18 protein-coding genes and 1 tRNA gene are annotated in these 26,486 nt (G+C 65.2%); 11 read left to right on the forward strand and 8 right to left on the reverse strand.

Annotated features, from left to right (window positions below):
* Positions 1-368 precede the first annotated feature (368 nt).
* On the forward strand, positions 369-2,114 hold the full coding sequence (locus tag K6142_RS12760; RefSeq protein ID WP_190244811.1) for a methyl-accepting chemotaxis protein: 1,746 nt from the start codon (positions 369-371) through the stop codon (positions 2,112-2,114).
* A 229-nt stretch (positions 2,115-2,343) separates the two neighbouring features.
* Here the strand turns inward: K6142_RS12760 and K6142_RS12765 are convergent, their stop codons facing one another.
* Positions 2,344-5,553 (reverse strand): DEAD/DEAH box helicase, encoded by a 3,210-nt coding sequence (locus K6142_RS12765; protein WP_190244810.1) that lies wholly within the window; start codon positions 5,551-5,553, stop codon positions 2,344-2,346.
* Between the two features lie 278 nt (positions 5,554-5,831).
* On the opposite strand from K6142_RS12765, the gene K6142_RS12770 reads away from it, so the two are divergent.
* Positions 5,832-7,562 carry a peptide-binding protein gene (locus K6142_RS12770; protein ID WP_190244809.1) on the forward strand — a complete coding sequence of 577 codons (1,731 nt, stop codon included), beginning with the start codon at positions 5,832-5,834 and terminating at the stop codon, positions 7,560-7,562.
* Positions 7,563-7,744: 182 nt separating this feature from the next.
* Positions 7,745-9,913 (forward strand): RelA/SpoT family protein, encoded by a 2,169-nt coding sequence (locus K6142_RS12775; RefSeq protein ID WP_012611936.1) that lies wholly within the window; start codon positions 7,745-7,747, stop codon positions 9,911-9,913.
* Positions 9,914-10,143: 230 nt separating this feature from the next.
* On the opposite strand, the gene K6142_RS12780 is transcribed toward K6142_RS12775, so the two are convergent.
* The 7 genes from K6142_RS12780 to K6142_RS12810 all read right to left on the reverse strand — a co-directional run bounded on the left by K6142_RS12780 (position 10,144) and on the right by K6142_RS12810 (position 16,738).
* Positions 10,144-11,031, reverse strand: a complete 888-nt coding sequence (locus tag K6142_RS12780; protein ID WP_012611935.1) for a flagellin — start codon at positions 11,029-11,031, stop codon at positions 10,144-10,146.
* Between the two features lie 488 nt (positions 11,032-11,519).
* Positions 11,520-12,053, reverse strand: coding sequence for a DUF202 domain-containing protein (locus K6142_RS12785; RefSeq protein ID WP_223290340.1), 534 nt, complete (start codon positions 12,051-12,053; stop codon positions 11,520-11,522).
* Positions 12,054-12,114: 61 nt separating this feature from the next.
* Positions 12,115-12,354 carry a hypothetical protein gene (locus K6142_RS12790; protein ID WP_223380870.1) on the reverse strand — a complete coding sequence of 80 codons (240 nt, stop codon included), beginning with the start codon at positions 12,352-12,354 and terminating at the stop codon, positions 12,115-12,117.
* Positions 12,355-12,613: 259 nt separating this feature from the next.
* A complete protein-coding gene (locus tag K6142_RS12795; RefSeq protein WP_223290339.1) occupies positions 12,614-13,858 on the reverse strand; it encodes a PQQ-dependent sugar dehydrogenase in 1,245 nt (414 codons plus the stop codon).
* Positions 13,859-14,536: 678 nt separating this feature from the next.
* Complete coding sequence (locus tag K6142_RS12800; RefSeq protein WP_012611931.1) at positions 14,537-15,079, reverse strand: GNAT family N-acetyltransferase; 543 nt, start codon at positions 15,077-15,079, stop codon at positions 14,537-14,539.
* A gap of 352 nt (positions 15,080-15,431) precedes the next feature.
* Positions 15,432-16,214 carry a C40 family peptidase gene (locus tag K6142_RS12805; protein WP_190244807.1) on the reverse strand — a complete coding sequence of 261 codons (783 nt, stop codon included), beginning with the start codon at positions 16,212-16,214 and terminating at the stop codon, positions 15,432-15,434.
* A gap of 446 nt (positions 16,215-16,660) precedes the next feature.
* Positions 16,661-16,738, reverse strand: a tRNA-Pro gene (locus tag K6142_RS12810).
* A 374-nt stretch (positions 16,739-17,112) separates the two neighbouring features.
* On the opposite strand from K6142_RS12810, the gene K6142_RS12815 reads away from it, so the two are divergent.
* From K6142_RS12815 to K6142_RS12845, 8 genes are all read left to right on the forward strand, one after another.
* Positions 17,113-18,255 (forward strand): chemotaxis response regulator protein-glutamate methylesterase, encoded by a 1,143-nt coding sequence (locus K6142_RS12815; protein ID WP_190244806.1) that lies wholly within the window; start codon positions 17,113-17,115, stop codon positions 18,253-18,255.
* 170 nt (positions 18,256-18,425) lie between these two features.
* Entirely contained in the window at positions 18,426-20,351 is a 1,926-nt protein-coding gene (locus tag K6142_RS12820) for a HEAT repeat domain-containing protein (protein ID WP_190244805.1), read from the forward strand.
* Positions 20,351-21,229 (forward strand): CheR family methyltransferase, encoded by an 879-nt coding sequence (locus K6142_RS12825; RefSeq protein ID WP_190244804.1) that lies wholly within the window; start codon positions 20,351-20,353, stop codon positions 21,227-21,229. Before K6142_RS12820 ends, K6142_RS12825 begins: the two co-directional genes overlap by 1 nt.
* A gap of 25 nt (positions 21,230-21,254) precedes the next feature.
* Positions 21,255-21,380: a hypothetical protein gene (locus K6142_RS16590; RefSeq protein ID WP_263284345.1), complete on the forward strand. Its 126-nt coding sequence runs from the start codon at positions 21,255-21,257 to the stop codon at positions 21,378-21,380.
* A complete protein-coding gene (locus tag K6142_RS12830; RefSeq protein ID WP_190244803.1) occupies positions 21,365-22,138 on the forward strand; it encodes a ParA family protein in 774 nt (257 codons plus the stop codon). The genes K6142_RS16590 and K6142_RS12830 overlap by 16 nt, the downstream gene beginning before the upstream one ends.
* A complete protein-coding gene (locus tag K6142_RS12835) occupies positions 22,135-22,833 on the forward strand; it encodes a chemotaxis protein CheW (protein ID WP_190244802.1) in 699 nt (232 codons plus the stop codon). Before K6142_RS12830 ends, K6142_RS12835 begins: the two co-directional genes overlap by 4 nt.
* Positions 22,834-22,843: 10 nt before the next feature.
* Positions 22,844-23,212 (forward strand): response regulator, encoded by a 369-nt coding sequence (locus K6142_RS12840; protein ID WP_012611924.1) that lies wholly within the window; start codon positions 22,844-22,846, stop codon positions 23,210-23,212.
* Positions 23,213-23,371: 159 nt separating this feature from the next.
* Positions 23,372-26,470: a chemotaxis protein CheA gene (locus tag K6142_RS12845; RefSeq protein ID WP_223380871.1), complete on the forward strand. Its 3,099-nt coding sequence runs from the start codon at positions 23,372-23,374 to the stop codon at positions 26,468-26,470.
* Positions 26,471-26,486 lie beyond the last annotated feature (16 nt).

The following is a 26,486-nucleotide window of genomic DNA, read 5'->3' on the forward strand; positions in this document are numbered from 1 at the left end:
CCCGCTCCTTTCCCGCTGTCTTCTGCGTGGCGTTGCCGGGTTTCCTGCCGCACCGGCGTCGGACGCCGTTTCACGCCGCCCCACTGTTTCCGTGCATGACCGGCCCGGAGTACCGGGTGATGATTATTTTGCGCGGAATATTCGCGTTTCCTTGTAATCATCAGGGAGTATTTTGTAAGCTGGCAATAGTGTCCGCAGTGTCCATCGCGTGCCACCCGCAAGAAAGGGGCGCGCCGTGGACGACGCCTCCGGATGGTCCGCGGTGTGGGGTGGGTGTGGGGTGCAGTGCGCCAGCGTCGCCGCACCGGCGTGAATGATGCGTGTAGGTAGTGGCGTTTCACGGATTTTCGGAACGATGCGAGGTGGTCATGACGCTCAAGATGAAGATGATTCTGAACGTTGCCATGTTGCTTGTGCTGACGGTGGGGGTGGGTGGGTTTTCCAGCATGCAGTTCCGGAATATTCTGGGTAACGTGACGGAGTTGACGCAAAACTGGGTGCCCAGCATCAAGGCTGTCGGAGACATCCGGGGAAACCTGAACGAGGGGCGGCGGCAGTTTCTGCAACACATCATCGCCGAAGATCCTCGCGACATGGAGGAGATAGAGCGCAGCATACGCGTCATAGAAGGGCGCAGGCAGGCCAACGGCACCCTGTACGAAAATTATATCGACAACCCCGAAGAACGCGCGGCCTATGCGGAATACCTTGCGGCGTACACGCGTTACGTGCAGAGCCTGGAGAAGGCGCTTGCACTTTCACGGCAGAACAGGGCCTCCGAGGCTTCGCAGATCGACCGGAAGGAACTGAAGCCGGCATTCGACGCGGCAGTTCTGGCGCTGCGCCGTTGCGTGGACGTGAACCACGAAGGATCGAGGTTGTCGGGTGAAATCGCCGAGGGGCAGGTCAGTTCGGCCCTGTCGGTGAACATGGCGTTGATGGGCATGGCGCTGTTCATCGGGTTGAGCGCGGCCACCTACCTCGTCAAGTCGACGCTGCGGCAACTGGGTGAAGACCCCGGCTATCTGCGTGCCATATCGGCGGAGATCGCGGCGGGCAACCTTGACGTGGAGTTTCGTTCCGGGGGCAAGATGTCCGGCGTCTACCAGGCCATGCAGGCCATGGTGACGACGTTGAAGGGCAAGATAGCCGAAGCCGACGAGAAGACCCTTGTGGCGGAAGCCAGGGAGAACGACGCCCGGATGGCCATGGCGGCGGCGGACGAGGCGCGCGGGCGTGCCGAGGCGGCCAATGCCAGCATGCGCGAGGCGGCGCGCAAGCTGGAAGACGTGGTGCGCGTTGTTTCCGGCGCCTCGGAAGAGCTTGCGGCGCAGATAGAGCATTCCGACCGTGGGGCCGAGGAACAGTCGCGCCGCGTGGCCGAGACCGCCACGTCCATGGAGGAAATGAATGCATCGGTGCTCGAAGTGGCGCGCAATGCCGCCACGGCGGCCTCGTCCTCCGAAGAGGTGCGCGCCAAGGCCGAGGCCGGGGCCGACATCGTCAACAACGTGGTGCGCGAGATTTCGCAGGTGCAGCAGCAGTCCATGGGGCTGAAGCGCGACATGGAAGACCTGGGCCGCCAGGCGGAAGCCATTGGCCAGATCATGGACGTCATTTCCGACATCGCGGACCAGACCAACCTGCTGGCGCTGAACGCCGCCATAGAGGCTGCCCGCGCCGGAGACGCGGGGCGCGGCTTTGCCGTGGTGGCCGACGAAGTGCGCAAGCTGGCCGAAAAGACCATGCAGGCCACCAGCGAAGTGGGTGCTTCCATCAAGGGTATTCAGCTTGGGGCGCGCAAGAACATGGACAACGTGGACCGCTCTGTGCAGGCCATAGAGGAAACCACCCGGCTGGCCCAGGGGTCCGGTGCATCGCTGAAGGAGATAGTGCTGCTGGTGGATGCAACCACCGATCAGGTGCGCGGCATAGCCACCGCGTCGGAGCAGCAGTCCGCCGCCAGCGAGGAGATAAACCGCGCCGTGGAGCAGGTAAGCACCATCTCGGGGGAAACGGCGCAGGCCATGCGCGAGGCGGCGGGTGCGGTTACGGAGCTTGCCGGGCAGATATCCGTGCTGCGCGGGCTAGTGGACGACCTGAAGCGGGTATAGCCCCGAACAGGCAAGCTCGCCGGACAGACAAGCTCGCCGGACAGGCAAGCTCCCCAAGCAGGTTGCCTCCGGTGACAGGCATGGTCCCGGACAGGCATGGTCCCGGACAGGCATGGTCCCGTGGCTTGCCGCGTGCCCGACCGGTTCCGCCAACGTCAGACGGCGCGCTCCCAAGGGAGCGCGCCGTCGTTTTTGCCTGCTTTCCGTGGCAGGGCCGTCGCCCCGCCCGCTACACCTCGAACAACATCTCCAGGTCTTCGCGGGTCAGCGACTTCCAGGCTTCCTGGCCGGGGATGATGGCCTCGGCCACGCCGCGCTTCATGTCCTGCAACTTCAGGATCTTTTCTTCCACCGTGTTTTCGCAGATCAGCTTGTAGCTGAACACCTGCCGGGTCTGGCCGATGCGGTGCGTGCGGTCGGTGGCCTGGCTTTCCACGGCGGGGTTCCACCACGGGTCGTAGTGGATGACGTAGTCGGCGGAGGTCAGGTTAAGGCCCGTGCCGCCCGCCTTCAGCGAAATGAGGAAGATGGGAATCTCGGGCGTGTTGTTGAAGCGGTCCACCTGATCGAAGCGGTCCTTGCTGGTGCCGTCCAGGTAGCAGAAGGGAATGGCGTTGATCTGCAGCCACGAGCGGATGATGTGCAGCATCTGCACGAACTGCGAGAACACCAGCACCTTGTGGCCTTCCTCCACGATGTCGGTGATCATGTCCTTGAAGGCGTCGAACTTGCCGGAGGGCAGGTTGGTGGTCAGCCCCGGCATGTCCAGCTTCAGAAGGCGCGGGTGGCAGCATATCTGGCGCAGTTTCAGCAGCGCGTCCAGGATGGACATCTGGCTCTTGGCGATGCCCTTCTCGTCCACGTCGGCCATCACCTGCTCCTTCAGCTTGCGGGCAAGGGCGGCGTACAGTTCCGCCTGTTCTTCGGCCAGGGCGCAGTAGTAGGTGTTCTCGATCTTGGGGGGCAGGTCTTTCGCCACCTCGGACTTGGTGCGCCGCAGAATGAACGGGCGCACGCGGGTGCGCAGGTAGTCCAGGGTTTCGCTGTCGCCGTCCTTGATGGGCTTGATGATGCCCCGCTGGAAGGCGTGCTGCGAGCCCAGGAAGCCCGGCATCAGGAATTCGAACAGCGACCACAGCTCGAACAGGTTGTTCTCGATGGGCGTGCCCGACAGGCACAGCCGCATGCGGGCGTTGATGCGCCGCACGGAACGCGCCGTGATGGTGTTGGGGTTCTTGATGTTCTGCGCTTCGTCCAGGATGATCGAGTTGAACTCGTGCTCCTGCAATTCTTCCAGGTCGCGCCGCAACAGGGCGTAGGTGGTGACCACCAGGTCCGATTCGTCGATGCGGCGGAACATGCCCTCGCGCCGGGTGCCGTAGATGATCAGGCGGCGCAGGTCGGGCACGAACTTCTGGGCTTCACGGTCCCAGTTGGGCAGCACCGAGGTGGGCACCACGATCAGGTTGGGCCCCACTGCCCCGCGTTCCACCATGTGCTGGATGAACGACAGGGTCTGGATGGTCTTGCCGAGGCCCATTTCGTCGGCCAGGATGCCGCCAAAGCCGTATTCGCGCAAAAAGTTGAGGTACGACAGGCCCTGCTGCTGGTAGCCGCGCAGTGACGCCGTAAGCCCCTTGGGCGGATCGATGGGCCGTATCTCGCGGAAGTTGCGGATCTTGTCGCGCAGGCTGTTCCAGAACGGGTCGGTCTGGGCGTCGGGCAGGTCGTCCAGCAGGCTGTCCAGCACCGGGGCCTCGAACTGCTGGAACTGCTTCTGCGGCGGCTTTTCCGGGTCCAGGCCAAGAGCCTGCAACTTGTGGGCGATGCGCTTCAGCCAGGCTTCGGGCAGGCTGGTGTACGAGCCGTCCTTCAACTGCACGTAGCGCTTGCCCTGGGCCCACGCCTTCCAGATCTTGTCGATGGGCACCTTCTGGCCGTCGTATTCCACGGTGATGTCGAGGGAGAACCACTTGTCTTCCTCGCTCGTTTCCACCTTGGCCGTGATGACGGGCTGCGACAGGCGCACCTTGTAGCGCGACAGGGCCTTTTCGCCGTACACGCGGTACAGTTCCACCAGCTTGGGATAGGCGTCGAGCAGGAAGTTGATGGCCTCTTCCGGCTCCAGGAACCACATGCGGTTGCTGCGCGGCTGAAAGCGCATTTCGGCCAGCAGCGCGGTAAGCGATGCCTCTTCTTCCTGATGGCGGCGGATGAGGCAGGTATGGCCGTCGATGGTGTAGCTGCCGGTCTGGAAGTCGGGGTTGGGGCCGGGCAGGTAGAATTCGCCGTGCACCGTCTCGTAGATGTTCTGGATTTCCAGCGTCAGCAGGCTGCCTTCCTCGTCCAGGAACAGCTTGGGGTTGTACGTGGCCGGCTGGAAGATGGGTTCCATGTGCTTCAGGAACTCTTCCTGCCCGTACAGGTCGCTGGTGGGCAGCTTGGTCCACACCCGGTCGAGGAACTCGGAAATGTCTTCCTGCGGGATCATCGGGGGCTGGCGCACGAGATCCTGCACCAGTTGCGAGTTCAGGCTGGTGTGCACGGGGTAGAAGCCTTTGTTCCAGCACACCCACAGCGGCATCTGGCCGTGAAAGGTCACCTCGCTGCCGATGATGGAGAACGGCTGCTTGCCTTCGCGGTGCAGCATCACGTCGAACGACAGCCCGTCGTCGGTGAGTTGCGGCTTCAGCTTCAGGCGCATGGAGGTGCGCTCGATGCGGCAGGGCTGGTCGGTGTCGCCCCAGAACAGGTAGTATTCGTTGCGGATGGCCCACAGGAACCAGGTCAGCAGGCCGTCCGGCACCTCTATGCGGTGGCCGTAGTAGTCCACGATCTGGCCGATCTGCTGCGACACCTGCGCCAGCTGGGGCGAAAGTTCGCACCAGTCGGGGTTGCGCAGGATCTGTTCCAGCGTGATTTCATTGTGTACCGTGGACAGGCCCGACTTGTTCTGGCGGCCCCGGAACAGCGAAACCAGAAGTCGCCCCGGCTCGGGGTGAAAGCGGAAGATCAGGTAATGCTGGCCCGCTTCCGGCTCTATGGCGGTGGAAAAGAAGGCGCGGAAATTCTGCCGCCATTCGGTCTTGGGCCGGGCGGGTTCTTCGCCGCCGGAGCGCGTTTCCAGCGACGACAGCATCTTGAGGGCGGTGGCCCCCACGTGCCTGCACACGCCAGAGAATGAATCCGGGCAGTTGCAGTGGTAGGCGGTGGTGCCTTCGCCAAGGTTGATGGACAGCTTGGGCGAATATATCTGGAAGTCTTCCCCCTGGATGCTTCCTTCAACTTCCCAATAGCCGTCGGCCTTCTTCAGGCTCAGTTTCTGGACGCCGCCCTCGGCGAGAATGTCCTGCGATCCGTCCAGGATGTATTCCGGGATGGAATCATGGACGAAGTCCTGCAGGAGCGAACGGACGGATTGCTCCTCGTTCAGTTCCATATGCTCGTGTGCTCCTCTGGAGTCGCAACCGGAGGGGAGGCGCGCATGCCGGATGCGGGCGGGGCGCGCTTCGAACATGTCCCCCCGGACGAAGCGCAATTGACCAGATTAGTCCAAAATTGCACCATAATCAATAGCGGGGGCGTTTGCTCACGGCGCGGGACAATGATATCCAACGCGCTCGGGCGGAATCCGGCGCGCCACGCGCGGGGATACGCCCATGCTATCGTGAAATCATACCCCATCCACGGGAATAGGCAATAGCCGGAGGCAATCGCATGAACCGCACCGCTTCACCCGCGCCGCGCGCCACGCGCGCAGGCCTGTACCTTCTGGCGCTTCTGCTGTGCCTGTTGCTGGCCGCCTGCGGCGACTCCGCCCCCCGGGGCGACAAGGACGGCGGCCAGAACGGCACCACGGGTGCCGGGGGCAACGCCACCTCGGCCCAGGGGGGGCAGGCCGCCGCGCCAACGCCCGGAGAACCGGTCACCGGCGACAGGATCATTCTCGGCACCATCGGAGAACCGTCCAACCTGCTGCCGTTCATCGCGTCCGACGCGTCGTCGCACGAGGTCAGCGACCAGATTTTCGTGGCCGCGCTGCGCTACGACAAGGACCTGAACATCGAGAAGTGGGCCGCCGCCTCGTACGAGGTGCTGGAAAACGGCACCCTGCTGCGTTTCACCCTGCGCGACGACATCCGCTGGGAGGACGGCAAGCCCCTGACCGCCGACGACGTGGAGTTCACCTACAAGCTGATGGTGGACCCCAAGACCCCCACCCCCTACGCCGAGGACTACCTGGCCATCCAGGAATTCCGCAAGACGGGGCCGCTGTCGTTCGAGGTGCGCTACGCCAGGCCCTTTGCCCGCTCGCTGATTACCTGGATGCACGGCATCATGCCGAAGCACCTGCTGGAAGGGCAGGACCTGATGAACACGCCCTTCTCGCGCAAGCCCGTGGGCGCCGGACCGTACCGGCTGAAGGAATGGGAGGCGGGCACCCGCCTGACCCTGGAGGCCAGCCCCAGCTACTTCCTGGGCCGCCCCTACATCGACGAGGTGGTCTACCGGATCATCCCCGACCTTTCGACCATGTTCCTGGAACTGAAGGCCCAGCGCCTGGACATGATGAACCTGAGCCCGCAGCAGTACCTGCACCAGACCAACGGGGCCGAATGGGACATGGCCTGGCGCAAGTTCCAGTACCTGTCCTTCGGCTACAGCTACCTTGGCTACAACCTGTCGCTGCCCATGTTCAGGGATGTGAAGGTGCGCCAGGCGCTTACCTGCGCCATAGACCGCAAGGCGCTGGTGGCCGGGGTGCTGCTGGGGCAGGGCATGCCCACCGTGGGCCCGTACAAGCCGGGCACCTGGGTATACAATGACAAAATTGATGATTATCCGTATGATCCTGCCAAGGCCAGGGAACTGCTGGCGCAGGCAGGCTGGGCCGACACCAACGGCGACGGCCTTCTGGACAAGGACGGCGCGCCCTTCGCGTTCACCATCCTGACCAATCAGGGCAACGACCAGCGCATCAAGGCCGCCACCATCATCCAGAGCCAGCTCAAGTCCGTGGGCATCGACGTGAAGATACGCACGGTGGAGTGGGCGGCCTTCATCAAGGAATTCGTGGACAAGGGGCGCTTCGACGCCGTGCTGCTGGGCTGGAACATCCTGCAAGACCCCGACCTGTACGACGTGTGGCATTCGTCCAAGGCCGTGCCCGGCGGGCTGAACTTCGTGGGTTACAAGAACCCGGAGGTGGACGACCTGCTGGAACGCGCCCGTTCCACCTTCGATCAGGCCGAACGCAAGAAGCTGTACGACCGGTTCCAGGAAATCCTGCACCGCGACCAGCCGTACTGCTTCCTGTACACGCCGTATTCGCTGCCCATCGTCAGTTCGCGTTTCCAGGGGCTGGAACCCGCTCCGGCCGGGCTGACCCACAACTTCACCCGCTGGTGGACCCCGAAGGAACAGCAGCGGTATCGCATGCAACAGTGACGGGTTGACTCCGGAGTCCCTTCGGAAACAGCCTCTCTTGGGAATGTAACCCCAGCTTTTCCCACCGCACCCGGCCCCGCCGCCGGGTGCGCGCGATTTCGCGGCAGTGACCGGCGGGACCACACAGCCAACTCCGGCCATGGCGCTGCCCGCCCTGGCCGACGTACACGGGCCATAACCGCATGATCCGCATCCAGGACGTCCTCGACAAGGTGGCGTCGGTCAACAAGAACGCCGACCTTGCCCTCATACAGAAGGCCTACGTGTACGCGGCCGCCGCGCACGCTGGCCAGACGCGCCTTTCGGGCGAGCCGTACCTGTCGCACCCGCTGGCGGTGGCCTATTCGCTGGCCGAAATGCGCTTCGACGAGGCGGCGATAGCCGCCGGGCTGCTGCACGACACGGTGGAAGACACCACCGTGAGCATCGAGGACATCGACACCCTGTTCGGCGAAGAAGTGGCCGACGTGGTGGATGGCGTCACCAAGATCAGCCAGATGACCTTCGAGAGCAAGGAAGAGGCCCAGGCCGAGAACATCCGCAAGATGATCCTGGCCATGGCGCACGACATCCGGGTGCTCATCGTCAAGCTGGCCGACCGCCTGCACAACATGCGCACCCTGGGCTTCCAGAAGTCGCACAAGCAGAAGCTGATCGCCCAGGAAACCATGGACATCTACGCCCCGCTGGCCAACCGGCTGGGGCTGCACCGCATCAAGCTGGAACTCGAGGACCTGAGCTTCCGCTACCTGAAGCCCGACGTCTACGCCCAGATCGACGAATGGCTGGACACCAACCAGGTGGTGGAACGCCACTACATCGAACGGGTCATCACCCGCATCCGCGAGATACTGGAGAAGAACGAGATCAAGGGCGAGGTGCGCGGGCGCATCAAGCACAAGTACAGCATCTACAAGAAGATGGTGCAGCAGGACCTGACGCTGGACGACATGCACGACATCATCGCCTTCCGGGTGATCGTGGGCGACCTGCGCGACTGCTACGCCGTGCTCGGCCTGATGCACGCCCAGTGGAAGCCGGTGCACGGGCGGTTCAAGGACTACATCTCCATGCCCAAGGCCAACGGGTACCGCAGCCTGCACACCACGGTCATCGGGCCGGAAGGCGAGCGCATGGAGATACAGATCCGCACGGAGGAAATGCACCGCCTGGCGGAACACGGCGTGGCCTCGCACTGGCTGTACAAGGAAGGCAGCCGGGTGAATCCGCGCGACCTTGAGCAGTTCACCTGGCTGCACGAGATTCTGGACCGCCAGAAGATGGAGACCGACTCCAAGGAGTTCATGCAGTCGCTGCGCCTCGACCTGTTCAAGGACGAGGTGTACGTGTTCACCCCGCGCGGCGACGTGAAGGAACTGCCCGAAGGGGCAACCCCCATAGATTTCGCCTACCTGATCCATACGGAAGTGGGCAACCACTGTGCCGGGGCCAAGGTCAACGGCAAGCTGGTGCCGCTGGGCACCGCCCTGAAAAGCGGCGACACCATAGAGGTCATTACCGACAACAGCCGCCGCCCCAGCCGCGACTGGCTGAAGTTCGTCAAGACGGCCAAGGCCCGCAGCCGCATCCAGCACTACATCCGCACCGAAGAGCGCGAACGGTCCATCGCGCTGGGGCGCGAGATGCTGGAAAAGGAAGGGCGGCGCATGGGCATCAACATCACCAAGGCCCTGCGCGACGGTGACCTGCTGCCCGTGATCAAGGAACTTTCGCTGGGCAGCGTGGAAGACCTGCTGTCCAACGTGGGCTACGCCCGCTACACCCCCAAGAAGGTGCTGAAGCGCCTGCTGCCCAAGGACGAGGAGGCCGCGGCGGAAGAAGCCGCCAAGGCAGCCGAGGCCAGCGCCGCCAGCGCCGCCACGCGAGAGGCCAACCGCCGGGCGGACAGCGTGAGCATCAAGGGGGTGGACGACATCCTGGTGCGCTTCGCCCGCTGCTGCAACCCGCTGCCGGGCGATCCCATCATCGGCTTCATCAGCCGGGGGCGCGGGGTGACGGTGCACACCTCCGACTGTGCCAACGTGCAGACCATGGAGCCGGAACGGCTCATCTCGGTGTTCTGGGACGGGCAGGAGGACAAGCCCTACCCGGCGCGCATCCACCTGGTGTGCCGCAACGAAAAGGGCGTGCTGGCCCAGATTACCGCGCTGCTGGCCGAAGAGAACGTCAACATCGACTCCGGCAACATGCGCTCCATGGTGGACGGCAAGTCGGAAGTGGACTTCACCGTGGAGGTGCGCGACGTGGCGCACCTGTACCGGGCGCTGGACAAGCTGCGCAAGCTGCCCACGGTGGTGGAGGTGCTGCGCTCCACCTCGACCATGGAATAAGGGGAATAAGGGGGAGCAGGGGCGGATGCGCAAGTGGGGAACCCCCGCCCGAACATCACCCGCATTTCACGCAACATGCGCGACAAAAGAGGGGCCTCCGCAAGGAGGCCCCTTTTGCTGGCGCTTGTGAGTGGAGAGGCTGGCCGTTTCCCTTGGGTGTTTGCCCGCGGCCCCGGCGTGGTCTGGAAGTCTTGTCGGGATTGACGGTGTCCTTGTCTTTCCCCTGCGTGCTACGTGCCCAACAGGTTCAACGCGAGACGGGGCAGCGAGTTGGCCTGTGAAAGCATGGCCACGGCCGACTGGGACAGAATCTGCTGGCGCACAAATTCGGTCATTTCCATCGACACGTCCACGTCCGATATGCGTGATTCGGCGGCCTGAAGGTTTTCGGCCTGGATCTGCAGGTTGCTGATGGTGTTTTCCAGACGGTTCTGGAGGGCGCCGAGCGAGGCGCGGATCTTGTCCTTGGAGATGATGGCGTTGGTCAGGCCTTCCAGGGCCGCCTGCGCCGCCGACTGGGTGGAGATGGACTTGCCCTTGCCGTCGGCGGCCTGGGCGCCCACACCAAGGGCGGACGCGGTCGCGTTGCCGATCTTGATGTAGTAGTAGTCTTCCGCGCAGTCGTTGGCCGAGCCGAAGTGCACCTTGAGCTTGCCCGTGGCTTCGATGCCCGAGCCGTCGTGTGCGCCCGAAAGGTGCCCGTTCAGCAGGTGCACGCCGTTGAAGTCGGTGGAATTGGCGATTCGGGTGATTTCCGAGGCCATGGCCTGGTATTCCGAATCGATGATCAGGCGCTGGTCCGAGGTGTAGGTGCCGGTGGCAGCCTGTTCGGCCAGTTCCTTCATGCGGATCAGCTTTTCGTCGATGACGCCCAGGGCGCCGTCGGCGGTCTGGATCAGCGAGATGGCATCGTTGGCGTTGCGCGCGCCCTGATTGAGCGACGCGATGTCGGCACGCATCAATTCGCGGATGGCGAGACCGGCGGCGTCGTCGGCAGCGGTGCCCACGCGCAGGCCCGAAGAGAGCCGGCGCACCGAAGTGGCGAGCTTGCCGTACGACAGGCTCAGGTTGTTGGTGGCGTTCATCGCCATCAAGTTGTGATTGATAACCAGTGACATGACCATTCCTCCTTGAATGTGTCGTCACGACTTCCCTTGCCAGATCGGGGGACGCGGCCTTGCGCCTGTGGCGCGGAATCACCTCCGGTTGGCCGTAGATTCTCCCCTCCCCACTCGCCGTTCGTATCGGCGCCTATAAAAAACGCTTTAGGGCTGCGTGGGCAGTTTTTTCATCTTTTCTTGAATTTTTCATGTATCATGCTTGAATTAAACATGTTGTTTGCAGTGTTATTTTTTGCCTGAGCTGCATGGGGCAAGGCGGGCAGGGCAGGCCCATGCCCGGCGTTGCCGGTGGCATGACCCGCCCGCCTGCACGGTAGGCACGCGGATGCCCGACGTGGCAATGCAGGCGCGCTGTTGTCCGGGCGCGTCGTCGTTCAGGCGCAGCAAGGCCCGCGCGGCGGGTGCCGAACGGGCCGGGGCGGGTGGAATCGAAGCAGGCAGGGGGGGAAGGGAGCGGCGCCGAAAAGGGGGCGCGGCGTGCGCGGCTACTTCAGGAATTCGGCCAGTGCGCCGTTGCGCTCCTTGAGCAGGCGCAGGGTCTGTTCCTGCTGGCGCAGGCGGCGCACGGCCCGCAACGATAGCCACGCTCCCAGCACCAGCAGGACCAGGTTCAGCGTGCCCACCGGCAGCAGGAAATGCAGCACGTCTTCGGTGTCGTAGTAGCGCGAGGTGGCGATGAGGAAGGTGGTCAGCGACATGGGCAGCGCCACGATGGCAATGCCCGTGCGCAGCGCCGCCAGCGAGGTGCGCTTTTCCGCCAGCACCAGTTGCGCCTCGTTGATGATGATGGGGGCGGGGGGCGGCGGGCAGGTCGGTTCGTCGTGGTCAGCCGGTGGTGGCGGGGCAACGGCCTGAAAGTCCATTGGGGCAGGCTGGAGGGAGGATGGCGCGGATTGGCCCGTGGGCACGCTGGCTGGCGACGCGGCGTGGCCGTCGCTGTGGCCGGATTGGCCGGTGCGCGAAGGCAGGCCAGATTGAGAAGGCTGGCCGGATTGGTCGGGGTGTGCGGGCTGGGTCATGGTGCGTCCGGCGGGTGCAGGCGTGGCGTGTGAAAGGGTTCTGGTCCGGCGGCTGACGGGGTCAGGAACGGGAGGTCTTGCCCACGCTCACGTCGTACTGGCCGCGCGAGCGCACGACACAGCCCGGCGCAAGCGCAAGGGCCATCGCCAGCACGCAGACCAGCACCAGCCGGAGCCAGCGCGCACAATGATCGGGCTTCCCGGCCCCGCGGCACGGGCCGCAGGGCGATGCCGGAGCGGCGCCGGACACGCGGCCAGGCATGCGACCGATCGTGCCGGTGGAAGCGGGCAGGGTTGCCATGAAAGACCTCTGGCCGTTGCGGTGACGGTTGCGACTTTTGAATAGTAGCGCGCATGGAAAAAATGGCAACCCCGCGCGTTGTCCGGTGGTGGCGGCCCTTCGTGCGTCCTCCAGCCGTCGCCCTTGCGGGTTCCATGGCGGTTCTGCCGGTTTCCGTGGGGCGGGGGGCAGACTGCCGGGTAGCAGGCGGGAACGGGCCGGGGTTCGCATGATCCGGCGGGTCAGCTGGAGAAATGTCCTTGCGCGCCCCCTGCTGCCCCTAACGACCGGCGTAGCGGATGCGGTAGATGGCCCCGGCGTAGTCGTCGGCCACCAGCAGCGAGCCGTCCGGCAGCATCAGCAGGGCGGCGGGCCTGCCCCATGGGCCTCCGCCGCGCAGCCAGCCTTCGGCAAAGGGTTCATAGGACACGGCGCGCCCCCCTTCCAGCCGCACCAGCGTCACCCGGTAGCCGATGCGCGTGGAGCGGTTCCACGAGCCGTGCTCCGCGATGAACACCTGCCCTCGATACGCGGCGGGGAACTGCCGCCCGGTGTAGAAGATCATCCCCAGCGAGGCCACGTGCGGTCCCAGGTTGCGGGCCGGGGGCGTGGCGGCGGCGCAGGCGCCAAGGTCGCCGTACTCCGGGTCGGCAATGGTGCCGCCGTGGCAGTACGGAAAGCCGAAGTCCAGCCCGGCCACGGGGGCGTGGTTCAGCTCGTCGGGTGGCAGGTCGTCGCCCAGCCAGTCGCGCCCGTTGTCGGTGAACCACAGGTCGCGGGTTTCCGGGTGCCAGTCGAACCCCACGGTGTTGCGCACCCCGCGCGCGAACACTTCTTCGCCGGTGCCGTCGGGCCGCATGCGCAGGATGACGCCGTGGCGCGGCCCGGTGCGGCAGATGTTGCACGGCGCGCCCACGGGCACGTACAGCATGCCGTCCGGCCCGAAACCCAGCACCTTGGCGCCGTGGTGCATCTCCGACGGCAGGTCGGCGCGCACGATGGCCGGACGGGGCGGAGAGGCTGCGGTTCCGGGAGGCTGCGTTGCGTCGGCCCGGGCATGTGCCCATTCCTCCACCCGGTCGTAGCGCAGCAGGCGCGACACGGCAGACACGTACAGCGCCCCCTCGTGAAAGGCCACCCCCGCGGGCAGCGTCAGCCCTTCCGCAAGCCGCAGCACGCGCAGGGGGCGCAGCGTGTCATCCAGGGGAAGGGCATGCACCATGCCCGCGCGCATGGACCCCACGAACAGGGTGCGCGTGCCAAGGGCCATCTGTCGGGCATTGGGCACGCGGGCGTACAGTTCCACCGTGAAGCCCGGCGGCAGGCGCAGTTCGCCCAGAGGCAGGTCGTCGGGCACGGCCAGCGCGGCTGGGGCCGGGGGCGCCACGGAAAGGGCCACCACCGCACGCGGGGCGGCAAGGGAGGTCACTGGCTGGGGAGGAACGGAAACGGCGGCGGCGTGAACCGGCAAGGCCAGCAGGGCCAGCCACAGCAGCGCGAACATCCGGAAAGGGGCGGCGGGCATTGCGCCGATGTACCGGGCCAATCGGACAGGCCGGGACAGTCGGGCTGGTCGGTCAGGTAGGGCGGGGGCGGTATTCCGGGCCGGGGGACTGGCGGGATGGGTGCGTGATGGGGTGGTCACGGTGCGCATGCGGCCTCCCTGCGGTATTGCTCTGTGGCCTCGCTGCGGCTTGCTGCTGTCACGTGGAGGCCCTGTTGTGGAAAGGTCGTGGAAAGGTCGTGGAAATGGCGCGGAAATTTCGCGGCCATGTCCCGTCCATGTCCCGTCGAGGTCGCGTTCAGGTAAGGGGTGACTGGTGCGGTGCGCGAACGTGATACGCGAACGTGATCGGGGGGAATCCGGCGCAAAGGGCAAAAAGGAGCGGCCCGGCGCGGGAAACCGGTCGATTTTGCCACTGTTGCAGGGCCGCGTGGAAATGGCAAGAGAAGGCCGCCCGCAGCCGTGGCCGTGTGCCCATGGTTGCCGCTGACGCAGGTGGGGCAGGGGAAAACGTGTGGCCGAGGCATGCCGCGCCTCTGCGCCCCCTTGCGCCCCCTTGCGTCGGTTGCCGTGCACCGGCATGCCTTGTCCTGCAAGTGGGATAACGGTCAGAGGCAGGGGGGCGCAGCAGGAACGGGCCGCGTGGGGCGGAAGCAACACGGGGCGTTTCCGCGTTGCAAAGGGACGGGGTGGGGCGCGTCAGCGTTGCAGCGGCAGGGGCCGCCACCAGAAGTCGGTGCCCGGCAGGGCCGTGTAGCCGATGCGCTGATAGAACTTGGTCAGGCTGGCCAGCGAACGCTTGGGGTCCACCCCGATGCACTGGGGGCCGATGAGCGCCAGGTCTTCCGGGCGCAGCCAGTCCAGGCAGAACTGCAAGGGGCACGGGCGCAACAGCGTGGCACCGCAATCGGCATGCAGCCACGAGCGCTCCAGCATCTGGCGGGCCAGGCCGTAGCCCCGGTAGGCGGGGGCCACCAGCAGCACGTCCACGTAGGAGATGGGCGCGTCGTGGGTGGCGGCCATGGCAAAGCGCACGGCGTCCACGGCCTCGCGCAGGTCGTCGTGGTTCAGGCCGGCCAGCGCGGCCACGCCTTCAACGTTGTGGTATTCAAGAACAAAGCCCCGGAGCCGCCCCACCACGCGCCCGTTGTGCAGCGCGTCGATGGTGTAGGGATGGATTTCCGGATCGGCGACGGGTTCTACGGTCAGTTGGGTTACGCAGCTTGCGTGTGTCGGGTGCATGGGAGGAAGGGTTTTGGTTGCGGGCGGCGGATGCCGCGCGGTTTCGGCGTATCAGAGCATGGCCCGGCCTGCAACAATTTGGGGGGGCGACGGGGATGAAAGGCGGATCGGGTGCGGCTGCGCACGGGCGTGGCGCGGGCGCGCCACGGGGCAGGCCAGGTGGGAGCGAGTCGGGGGCACAACCGGGTGACGAGGCATGGTGACAAGGCGGCGTGACGGGCCCGGGGGCAAATCAGGCAGCGCGATGGGGGCGAGGGTGCGAGGGGAAAGGGCCGCGGTGCCCCCCCCCAAAAAAAAACGAACGCGCCGGGCAGGCCCGGCGCGCAGGGATACGGATTGAAGGGCGGCGTGGCTAGAACACGCGCTTGGCCCCGGCCCACTGGTTGCACCACGGCTTGGCGTCCAGCTTCGAGATGACGACGCCGTCGGACGAACTGCTGTGGATGAACTTGCCGTCCTCCAGATAGATGCCCACGTGGTGGATGCGGCGTTTCTTGTTGCGCTTGAAGAACACCAGGTCGCCGGTTTGCAGTTGTTCCCGGCGGATGGTGCGCCCTTCCAGAAACTGCGACTGCGAGGTGCGCGGCAGATCCACGCCCATGTTCTCGTACACCCAGCCGGTAAAGCCGGAGCAGTCGAACCCGGTTTCGCCCGAGCCACCCCGGCGATAGCGGGTGCCCAGCTTGGACATGGCCACGTTGACCAGCCGCATGCGGGAGTCGATGGCGCTCATGTCGTCGTCGACTTCTTCCGTCTTGGGGTGGTGGTCGCCGGATTCATCCATGGCGGCCAGAGCTTCGTCCAGTTCGGCAATGTCGCTGAGTACGCCGTCGGCAAGGGTGTCGTCGCCGTCTTCCTCCTCCTCGGCAAACCGGGAATCGGAGCCGTCGGCATGGGCCGAGGCCTCGTAACGGGACGCGATTTCGCAGGAAGCCCCGGCCCCTTCATTGGGGATGGGGGACGCTGCCGTGGCGGCGGGCTGGTCCGCGCCCTGCGCGATCCTGTCGGACGGGCCGGGCTGCGAAGGCTGGCGAACACAGGCGGGACCGGCCAGAGCCAGGGCGAGCAGTAGCGGCAAAAGGCGGGCGCAGGCGCGGAACAGCGGCGACGGTCCGTGTTTTGTCGTCATGTGCATGGCGGCTTCGGGGGGGGTGGCGGTGTTGATGAATGGGAGGAGAATGCGCCGTGCGTGGCGGCATGCCCTGCATTACTGGGGCCTGCGGCCATCCGGCGTGCTGTGGAATGGGACCAGATCAGGCGTTCGTGAGTGGCGACTGGAAACGGATGTTCCATGCCGACGTTTCCTTGGTGCCAAGAAAACGACGTTTTGGCAACCCGCTCGTGACGACGGGCGCAAGTGACAATCTGGCTGCGCTGCCGTGTCAAATGTCGCGCGCGTACAGAGCAGCCTGAAAACGAGTCTCCCAGCGACTGCAAATCGTTGGGGGCCTCGCGTTTTGGATTTGGTGCCAAGCAGGCTGTTCCGTCCTGTCAAATCCTGCGCACGGGTGCACCTGCTCGCCGGGCAGCGCCCAAACGAAAAAGGGCTTGTGGTGGTAACCACAAGCCCTTCGACCATTCTGGTCGGGATGAGAGGATTCGAACCTCCGGCCTCAGCGTCCCGAACGCTGCGCTCTAGCCAAGCTGAGCCACATCCCGTCGAGGAAGAGGTGTTTAGCGCGGGTGGAAGGGAATGGCAAGCGTTTTTATGGGCGGTTGTCAAAAAGAGTGCGTTCACCTATTGTACATACGGCCAAGTTTGCTGGCGGTTTCGGGGCCCAGAGGCGCGTTGCACGGGGGTATCGCCCCGAACGTGCCATGACGGAGCGTTTCATTCCGGAGCGCGCCGACACGTCCGCCTCGTCTGGTCGCGTAACCGCGCCGTCGCGCAGTCCCGCGCCCGCCGGGCATCGCCCGCCAGCCTGGCCCATGGTACGGATAGCCACTGCACATCGCACGCGAGTTCCGGGGCCGGAACCCTTGTTCCGGTAGAGGGAGGAACCCGATGCCCGGACGTTCTTTAGGAGACTCGAGTGATCACGGTTGTCGTTGTTGATGATTCCGCCTTCATGCGCAAGGCGCTTTCCAGCATGCTCGAAAAAGACCCCGAAATCAGCGTGGTGGCCGTGGGCCGCGACGGTGAGGAAGGGCTTGAACTGGTGCGCAAGCACAACCCGGACGTGGTGACCCTGGACATCGAAATGCCGCGCATGGACGGGTTGACCGCGCTGCGCCGCATCATGATGGAAATGCCCCGCCCGGTGCTGATGGTCAGTTCGCTGACCACCGAAGGGGCCGAATCCACCCTGAAGGCCCTGGAACTGGGCGCCGTGGACTTCATTCCCAAGCAGCTGTCCAAGGTCTCGCTCGATATCGTGCGCATAGAGGATGAACTGCGCGAGAAGGTGAAGGAAATTTCGCGCCGCAAGTTTCTGCGCACTCCCCGTTCGTTGCGCGCCCCCCGCCCCGTGGGCGACGGGGGCGCTTTCACCTCTTCTTCCTCGGGGGCAACGGGATACGGGGGGGCTGGGGGAACTGGCGGCGGTGCGCCATCCGGCGGCGAAGGTCCGCGCCCGGTGCTTACCCCCCGCGCGGGGCGCCCGGTGCGCGACATAGTGGCCATCGGCGTTTCCACCGGCGGGCCGCCCGCCGTGCAGAAGGTGCTGTCGCAGCTTCCCGCGGACTTTCCCGCCAGCATCCTCATTGCCCAGCACATGCCCGCCGCGTTTACCGGCCCCTTTGCCAAGCGGCTGGACGGCGTGTGCCGCATCACGGTGAAAGAGGCGGAAAACGGCGAGCGCCTGCGCCCTGGCACCGCGTACATCGCGCCCGGCGGCAAGCATTTGCGGGTGGATCAGAAGATCAGCATGGTGGAAGTGGTGGTTACCCCCGAACCGGCAGAGGCGCTGTACAAGCCTTCGGCCAACGTGCTCATCGAATCGGTGGCGCAGGCCATGGGCCGCCGCACCCTGGGGGTCATCCTTACCGGCATGGGCAGCGACGGCCTGGAAGGCGTGCGCGTGCTGAAGCAGAAAGGCGGCAGGGCGTTGGCGCAGAGCGACGCCACCTGTGTGGTCTACGGCATGCCCAAGGCCATCGTGGATGCCGGGCTGGCCGATGAAATCATAGACATAGACGACATGGCCTCTGCCATAATGGCGGGGCTGTACAAATAGCCCAGGCAGCACACCGCGCGGGCGCGGTGTCGCAGGGTGCCCCGGTGGGCAAGGCGCCGGACGCGGACGGAACATGCCGGATGCGTCAGGGCGCCGGAGCAGGGCGGAAAGGCCGCAGGGCTGCACCGGGTCAGGCAATAGGGCCAGCCATTCCACGGAAGGACGGGAGTATGTCCGAACAGCAGATCATCGAGCAACTCCAGGGCGACGACGTCGAGGCAATCCGCGAGGCGGCCTACGCCGCCGGGAACCTTCGACTGGAAAGCGCCGTACCGCATCTGGTGGCGCGCATCCAGAGCCACAACATCGGGGTGCAGGAAGCGGCCGACCGGGCCCTGCGCAAGATAGGCGGGGTTGCCGCCGTGCATGGGGTGCTGCCCCTGTTGCGGTCGGACGACGCGCCCATCCGCAACATCGCCATGGACGTGCTGCGCGAGATCGGGGCCGACGACTTCGACTCGCTGAAGCAGTTGCTGCATGACGACGACCCCGACATGCGCATTTTCGCGTCCGACATCCTAGGCACCTCGGAAAGCATCCTCGCGGTGCCTTCGCTGTGCGAGGCGCTGCTGCGCGACCCAGAGGTCAACGTGCGCTACCAGGCCGCCGTCAGCCTTGGCACCCTGGCCTTCCCCGAGGCGGCGGACTGCCTGAACAAGGCCATGATGGACGAGGAATGGGTGCAGTTCTCGGTCATTGAGGCGCTGACCAAGATCCGGGCCGAATCGTCGGTCAACGCACTGGTCAAGGCGCTGGACGCGGCCTCGGACCTGGTGGCGTCCATGATCGTGGACGCCCTTGGCGAGATGGGCAACATCAAGGCCGTGCCGCTGCTGCTCAAGCGCCTGGACAAGTCGCCCGGGCCGCTGCGCAACAAGATCGCCAAGGCCATCGTCAACGTGCTGGGCGGCAAGTCGCTGTCCCTGCTGGGCGAGAAGGACAGGTTGCGCCTGCGCGACTACCTGCTGGCCGCCATGGATGACGAGGACGAGGACGTGCAGAACGCCGCCATGCGCGGCCTTGCCAGCATCGGCGGGGCAGAGGCGACGGAGGCGGTGCTGAAGGTGGCCGTGGTGCTGGACCCCGACCGCGACCACGAGCGTCTGGTGGCCTGCGTGCAGAGCCTGGCCGACATCGGCTTCAACAGCGCGGTGGACCGCCACGTGCGCGGCGATGACGAGCACACCCTGCTCATCCTCGTCGAGGCCATCCGGGGCATGCCCAGCCGCCACGGCATCGACGTGCTGCGCGGGGTGTTCTGGGACAAGCCGCGCGATGCGCAGCGGGCCATGTCCACGGTGCTGGCCGAACGCTGCGACCCCAGCGACCGCGATTTCTTCATCGACGTGCTGGACCGGCACAACGACGCCCACGTGCTGAAGGCGGCGCTGCACTACCTGGGCCGCCGGGCCAAGGCGGTGGAGGCGGGCGACCGCATGCTGGCCCTGCTTGAACACCCCTACGACGACGTGAAGGAAGCCGCGCTGGACGCGTGCATCGCCCTGAACAACCCCGCCATGAACGCCCGCTTCCGCGAATCGTTCCGCAGCCCCGACCCGCTGCACCGCATGATGGCCGTGTACGCCATGGGGCGCTTTGACGTGGAGGAGAACCTTGCCGAACTCACCGAGGCGCTGGAAGACGAAGTGCCCGACGTGCGCAAGGTGGCGCTGGAGGCGGTGGCCAACGTGTGCCCCTTCACCAGCACCCGGCTGGAACTGGTGGTGCCCCGCCTGCATGATGAAAACCGCGAGGTTCGCCTGGCCCTCATAGAGTTGCTGGGCAACTGCGGCGAAGGCAACGTCTTTCCCTACCTGATCCAGGCCCTGGACGACCCGGACGACTGGGTGCGGGTGCGGGCCATCGAGGCGCTGGGTTCGCTGAAGGACGCCGACGCCGTGCCGCAACTGGTGGCCCTGACCGAAAGCGCCGGGCATCTGGTGCTGCTGAAGGTGGTGGAGGCGCTGGGCGCCATCGGGGGCAACGTCGCGTTCCGGGCGTTGCTGCATCTGATGGAATCGGATGATCCCGAGGTCCAGCAGGCCGCCGAGACGGCAGCCGCCCGCATCCACGAAGAACAAGGAGTGGATGACTGATGTCCTCGCTGTTCTCCAACTCCATCACGCTGCGCAAGGAACAGAAGATCTCCGACGAGGAGTTCGTGCAACTGCGCGACTTCATCTACCAGCAATGCGGCATCTACATTGCGGAAAACCGCAAGTACCTGGTGGAAAACCGCCTGTCGAACCGCCTCAAGGAACTGAACCTCAAGAGCTTCGGCGAATACTATTACTTCTTGCGCTACGACGCCAACAAGCGCACCGAGCTCAATCGGCTGTTCGAGGTGGTGACCACCAACGAAACCAGCTTCTACAGAAACCCCCCGCAGTTGCAGATATTTCAGGAACACGTGCTGAAGACCACCCTGAACGATCTGCGCGCCAAGGGGCAGAAGCGGCTGCGCATCTGGTCGGCGGGGTGCTCCACGGGTGAAGAGCCGTACACCATGGCCATCATCCTGCACGAGGTGCTGAAGACCGAGCTTGCCAGCTGGGACATCAAGATCACCGCCAACGACCTGTCGGAGGCGGTGCTTGCATCGGCCCGGCGGGGCGTCTATTCCGACTACGCCCTGCGCACCACCCCCAAGGAGATCATCGACCGCTACTTCATCAAGGAAGGCACCCAGTTCAAGGTGGACCCCAAGCTGAAGCAGATGGTGAACTTCGGGCAGATCAACCTCAGCGACCGCATGGGGCTGAAGCGGGTGGAACGCTCGCACATCGTGTTCTGCCGCAACGTCATCATCTACTTCGACGACGAGATGAAGAAGCAGGTCATCGGCTCGTTCTACGACAACCTGCTGCAAGGCGGCTTTCTGCTCATCGGGCATTCGGAGTCGCTGCACAACATCACCCGCGCCTTCAAGCCGGAACACCACACCGGCGCCATCATCTACCGCAAGCTGGAGTGACGGCGGCGGCAAGGGAGACGGCAACGTGACGGAACGGAACCACTCCATGTCCGGGGCGGTGGGCATGGCCGCAACGCCCCCGGCGGACATGGGCGACACGAGCGACATGTACGACATGGGCGCAAGGGATGGTCGATGGGCGCGCGGGTAGTGGCCATCGCCAACCAGAAGGGGGGCGTGGGCAAGACCACCTCCACCCTGACGCTTGGCGCGGCGCTAGCGCGCCGGGGCAAGCGCGTGCTGATCATGGACCTGGATCCGCACGCCAACGCCTCGGTGCACCTCCGGTTCTATCCGGAGGACCTGGACGTGACCATGTACGACCTGTTCATGGTCGACGAGGCGGCCTGGCCCGGCCTGTGGAAGCGCCTGGTGCGCCGCAACGAAGGCCAGTCCTGGGACATGGCCCCGGCAAGCATCCAGCTTGCCGAACTGGATGTGGACCTGAAGGGCCGCAAGGGCAAGGGAGCGATACTGCAGCAGGCCATCGCGCATGTGCGCGACGACTACGATTTCATCATCATCGACTGCCCGCCGCATGTGGGCATTCTGCTGGTGAACGCGCTGGTGGCCTGCGATTTGCTTGTCATTCCCATCCAGACGGATTTTCTGGCGCTGCACGGGCTGAAGCTGCTGTTCGACACCATCCGGGTGCTCAACAAGGTGCTGCCGCAGCCCATACGGTACCGGGCCCTGGCCACCATGTTCGACCGGCGGGCCAGGGCGTGCAACAGGGTGCTCGAACTGCTGGCGCAGAAGATGGGGCCGAAGATGTTCAACACGGTGGTCGGCATGGATACCCGCTTTCGCGAGGCCAGCGCGCAGGGCCGGGTTATCTACGATCTCGACCCCGACAGCCGGGGGGCGCGTGCCTACGACGCGCTGGCCGAAGAGATGCTGCAATCATGACCCAACGTTCACCCGAGGAGTACTTCCGGCAGCACGATTTCGGCTCGGAAGCGGCCACGGGCGGCGGGGGCGAGTTCACCGCCGCCGAACGGGCCTTCATGCAGAAGTATCTGGGCGTGGAGGAAGGCGACCTCCTGCGCCGCATCGGCATTGATCCCGTCCGTGCGGGCGGGGCGGGCGGGGCGGGCGCGGCGGGCGCCGCCGCCGGGCTCGAAGACGAGGCGGAATCGCTGGACGCCCGCCTGCGCAACGAACCGGTCTTGCAGATGGTTGGCTTTTTCCTGGGTGCCCAGGAATTCGCCGTGCCCACCGAGGCCGTGCAGGAAGTGATAAAGTACGCGGCGCCCACGCGCCTGCCTGCCGCCCCGTCGTTCGTGGCGGGCATAGTCAACCTGCGCGGGCGCGTCACCCCGCTGGTGCGGTTGCGTGAATTGCTGGGCGTATATGATGGCGGCGATGCCGCCGGCAGTGAAGACAGGTTCATCATCGTCTGCCGCAGGCGGGGCCTGCAAATGGGCATGATGATTGAGCGCGTGCATACCATGTACCGGGTGCCGCAACAGGATATCGACTGGGCCATCGAATCGCATCTCGGTATCAGCGTCGACTTTGTGTCCGGCCTGCTCAAGGCGGACGAACGCCTGATAAGCATCGTTTCGGTGGACAAGATACTCGACTGTGTTCTGAAACGCTGAGGAGGCACTCATGAGCAAGCATATATTGATCGTGGACGACTCCAAGACCGTTCGCAACCTGGTTGCCTTCATAATGAAAAAGGAAGGCTTCAAGGTTACCACGGCGGAGGACGGTCTGGACGGTCTGGAGAAACTGTACTCCTCCGAAAAGGTAGACCTGATCATTTCCGACGTGAACATGCCGCGCATGGACGGGTTCACTTTCATCAAGACGGTGCGCGAGCAGGAAGCCTACCGCGACCTGCCCATCGTGGTGCTGTCCACCGAAGGACAGGAAAAGGACATCCAGATGGGCATGAGCCTGGGTGCCAACCTGTACATGGTCAAGCCCGCCCAGCCGGAAAAGATGGTCAAGAACATAAAGATGCTGCTCGGTTGACCGATACAGTGCAGTATAGTGGTTCTGAATGCGCGGCATTGCGCCGCGCCAAGGCTTTCTGGGGGCCCGGAGAAACCGACGGATGCGGCCATGCTGCCGCGCCGGTCGGCATCCCGGCTATCGAGCACGGCCACGCCCCGGCCTACCTGAGGTGAGGGTATGAGTCAGGATTTCATGGATCCGGAAATATTCGCCGATTTCATCGTCGAAGCCAAAGAGCACCTTGAGACCATCGAGCCCAACCTGCTCGAACTCGAGAAGGCGCCGGACAATCTCGCGCTGCTGAACGAGATATTCCGCCCCATGCATTCGCTGAAGGGCGCGTCCGGCTTTCTGGGGCTGAACCGGATCAACGGCCTTGCGCACCGTGCCGAAAACATCATGGACGAGTTGCGCAAGGGGGACATGACCGTCACCTCCGAGATCATGGACGTCATTCTCTCGGCCACCGACGCGCTGCGCCAGATGGTGGACAACCTTGATACCACCGGCGGAGAGGGCGATGTGGAGACGGAATCCATCATCGCCACCATCGACGCCATCATGGCCGGCGGTGCTCCGCCAGCGGCCCCGCGTCCCGCGCCCGCCGCACCCGCACCCGCACCCGCGCCCGCGCCTGAACCCGCCCCGGTGGCTGAACCCGTTGTCGCTCCGGCACCCGCGCCTGCCCCGGCACCCGCTGCCGCGCCAGAGCCGGCAGCGGCGGCTCCCCGGCCTCAGGCGGAGCGCGAAGTCCCCGCAGATGCCGGGTCCGCCGAGTGGATCGCCACGCTGGAGCCTCTGGAATCCTATGCCCTCACCGCCTTCGGCGAAGGGCACCTCAAGGATTTCATCGACGAGGCCCGCGAGATGGCGGAAAATCTCAGTTCGGGGCTGCTGGAACTGGAACGCAACCCCACCGAGCAGGGTGAACTGGTCAACGACCTGTTCCGCTTCTTCCACAACCTCAAGGGCAACAGCGGCATTATCGGTTTTGCCGAACTGAACAGCCTGACCCACGAGGCGGAAACCCTGCTCAACAACGTGCGCCGGGGCGAAATGACCGGTTCGCACGAACTGGTGGACCTGCTGCTGCTGGTGGTGGACCTGCTGGAAGCGCTTGTGGCGCGCATCGACCCCGTGTCCGGCAACGTCACCCCGTTCGATATTTCGGTCATTCTCGAATGCCTGCGCAAGGCCGTGGCCGGTGGCGACATCACCCTGCCCGAAGGCCTCGGCGGTCGCCGCAGCGGTGGACCCGTGGCGGAAGCCCCCGCGCCGGAAGCCAGCGCCCCCGGCACGGATGACGACGAAGACGCGCCGTCCCCGCCCGTGGCCCCCGGCTACGACCCCGACGACGTGGCCCTGTTCATCAATACGGTACGCCAGCAGATGGACAACGTGGGCGTGGCCCTGAAGACCCTGGCCGTGGACGGCACCCAGCGCGAGTACGTTGACGCGTTGTACCGGTGCCTGGTGACCATCCAGAATTCTTCCGGCTACATGGGGTTGGACGATATTCGCGTCTACGCCGAGCGCACCGCGGGCCTGGTGGACCAGGCGCGCTTTTCGGGCATGGATTTCAGCCTGATGGTGGACCTGATGGAGCAGGAAACCTCCATCATTGGCGACATGCTGGAAAAGCAGATCGCCCGCATCAGCATGCCCGCGCCCGCCCAGGCCCCCGAAGCAGCCCCGGCTGTCCCCGAAGCCAAGGCGGCCCCCGCCCCGGCGGCAGAGGCCAGGGCCGTCGCCGCCCCGTCCGCCGCCAAGACTGACGTCACGACTGACGCCAGGGCAGCTGCCTCGGTTGATGCCGAAGACGAGGAAGCGGAGGACGACGACGCGGCGGTGGTCACCATTTCCTCGGTGACCGGAACCCCCGTGCCCGCAGCGGCGGTGAAGCCAGCCGCACCGGCCTCTGCTTCCGCCGTGGCCGCCCCTGCCGCTTCGGCCAGGCCTGCGGCACCGGTTGCTCCTGCCAGGCCCGCCGCTCCGTCAGCGCCTGCGGCCCCTGCGGCCCCTGCGGGCGGTCCGGGCGCGGCCGCAGCCGCGCAGGCCCAACAGGCGGGCACGGCCAAGGCCTCGTCCACCATCCGCGTGGACCACGAAAAGCTGGACCACCTGATGAACCTCATCGGCGAACTGATCATCAACCGCAACCGCTACACCATGCTGGCCCGCAGGCTGGAGGACGACACCAACGTCGTCATCGCCGAAGTGGCCCAGGACCTGTCCGAAACCACCTACGCCATGGCGCGCATTTCGGACGACCTGCAAGACACCATCATGAAGGTGCGCATGGTGCCGGTGTCCTCGGTGTTCTCGCGTTTCCCGCGCCTGGTGCGCGACCTGTCGCGCAAGAGCGGCAAGGAAGTGGACCTCATCCTGGAAGGCGAGGAAACGGAACTGGACAAGAGCGTCGTGGAAGTCATCGGCGACCCGCTGGTGCACCTCATCCGCAATGCCGTGGATCACGGCGTGGAGTCCGAGGACGAGCGCGTGGCCAAGGGCAAGAAGGCCAAGGGCAAGGTGACCCTGCGCGCCTACCACAAGGGCAACTCCGTCGCCATCGAGATCGAGGACGACGGCAAGGGCATCGACCCGGAAAAGATGCGCGAAGTGGCCGTGCGCAAGGGCATCATCACCCCCGACGAAGCCAAGGCCATGGACGACCGCGAAGCCATGGAACTCATCTTCGCCCCCGGGTTCTCCTCGGCAGAGAAGATCACCGACATCTCCGGGCGCGGCGTGGGCATGGACGTGGTGCGCACCAACATCAAGAACCTGAAGGGCAGCGTCAGCATCCATTCGGAAATCGGCAAGGGCACCCGCTTCACCCTGTCCCTGCCGCTGACACTGGCCATCATCGATGCGCTGATGGTCAACGTGGCGGGCGAGATGTACGCCATCCCGCTGGACGCCGTGTCCGAAACCACCAAGATCGAGGCGCGCCGCCTTACCGACGTCAAGGGCCGCAAGGCCGTGACCCTGCGCGGCGAAGTGCTGGGCATCGCCTCGCTGTCCGAACTGCTGGGCCTGCCCAAGGGCGACAAACAGGACGTGCTGTCCGTCGTCGTCATCCACGACAACGACCGGCGCCTCGGCCTGGTGGTGGACCGCCTGCTGGAACGGCAGGAAATCGTCATCAAGCCCCTGGGCGCCTATCTTGGCGACCTCAAGGGCATCTCCGGCGCGACCATCATGGGCGACGGCAGCGTCATCCTGATCCTGGATCCGCACGAAGTGTACATGATGGCTACTTCAAAGGCCATTTAAGCTCCGTTTAGTCTTT

It is taken from the genome of Nitratidesulfovibrio sp. SRB-5 (genome assembly GCF_019931275.1).
Taxonomy (GTDB): Bacteria; Desulfobacterota; Desulfovibrionia; order Desulfovibrionales; family Desulfovibrionaceae; genus Cupidesulfovibrio.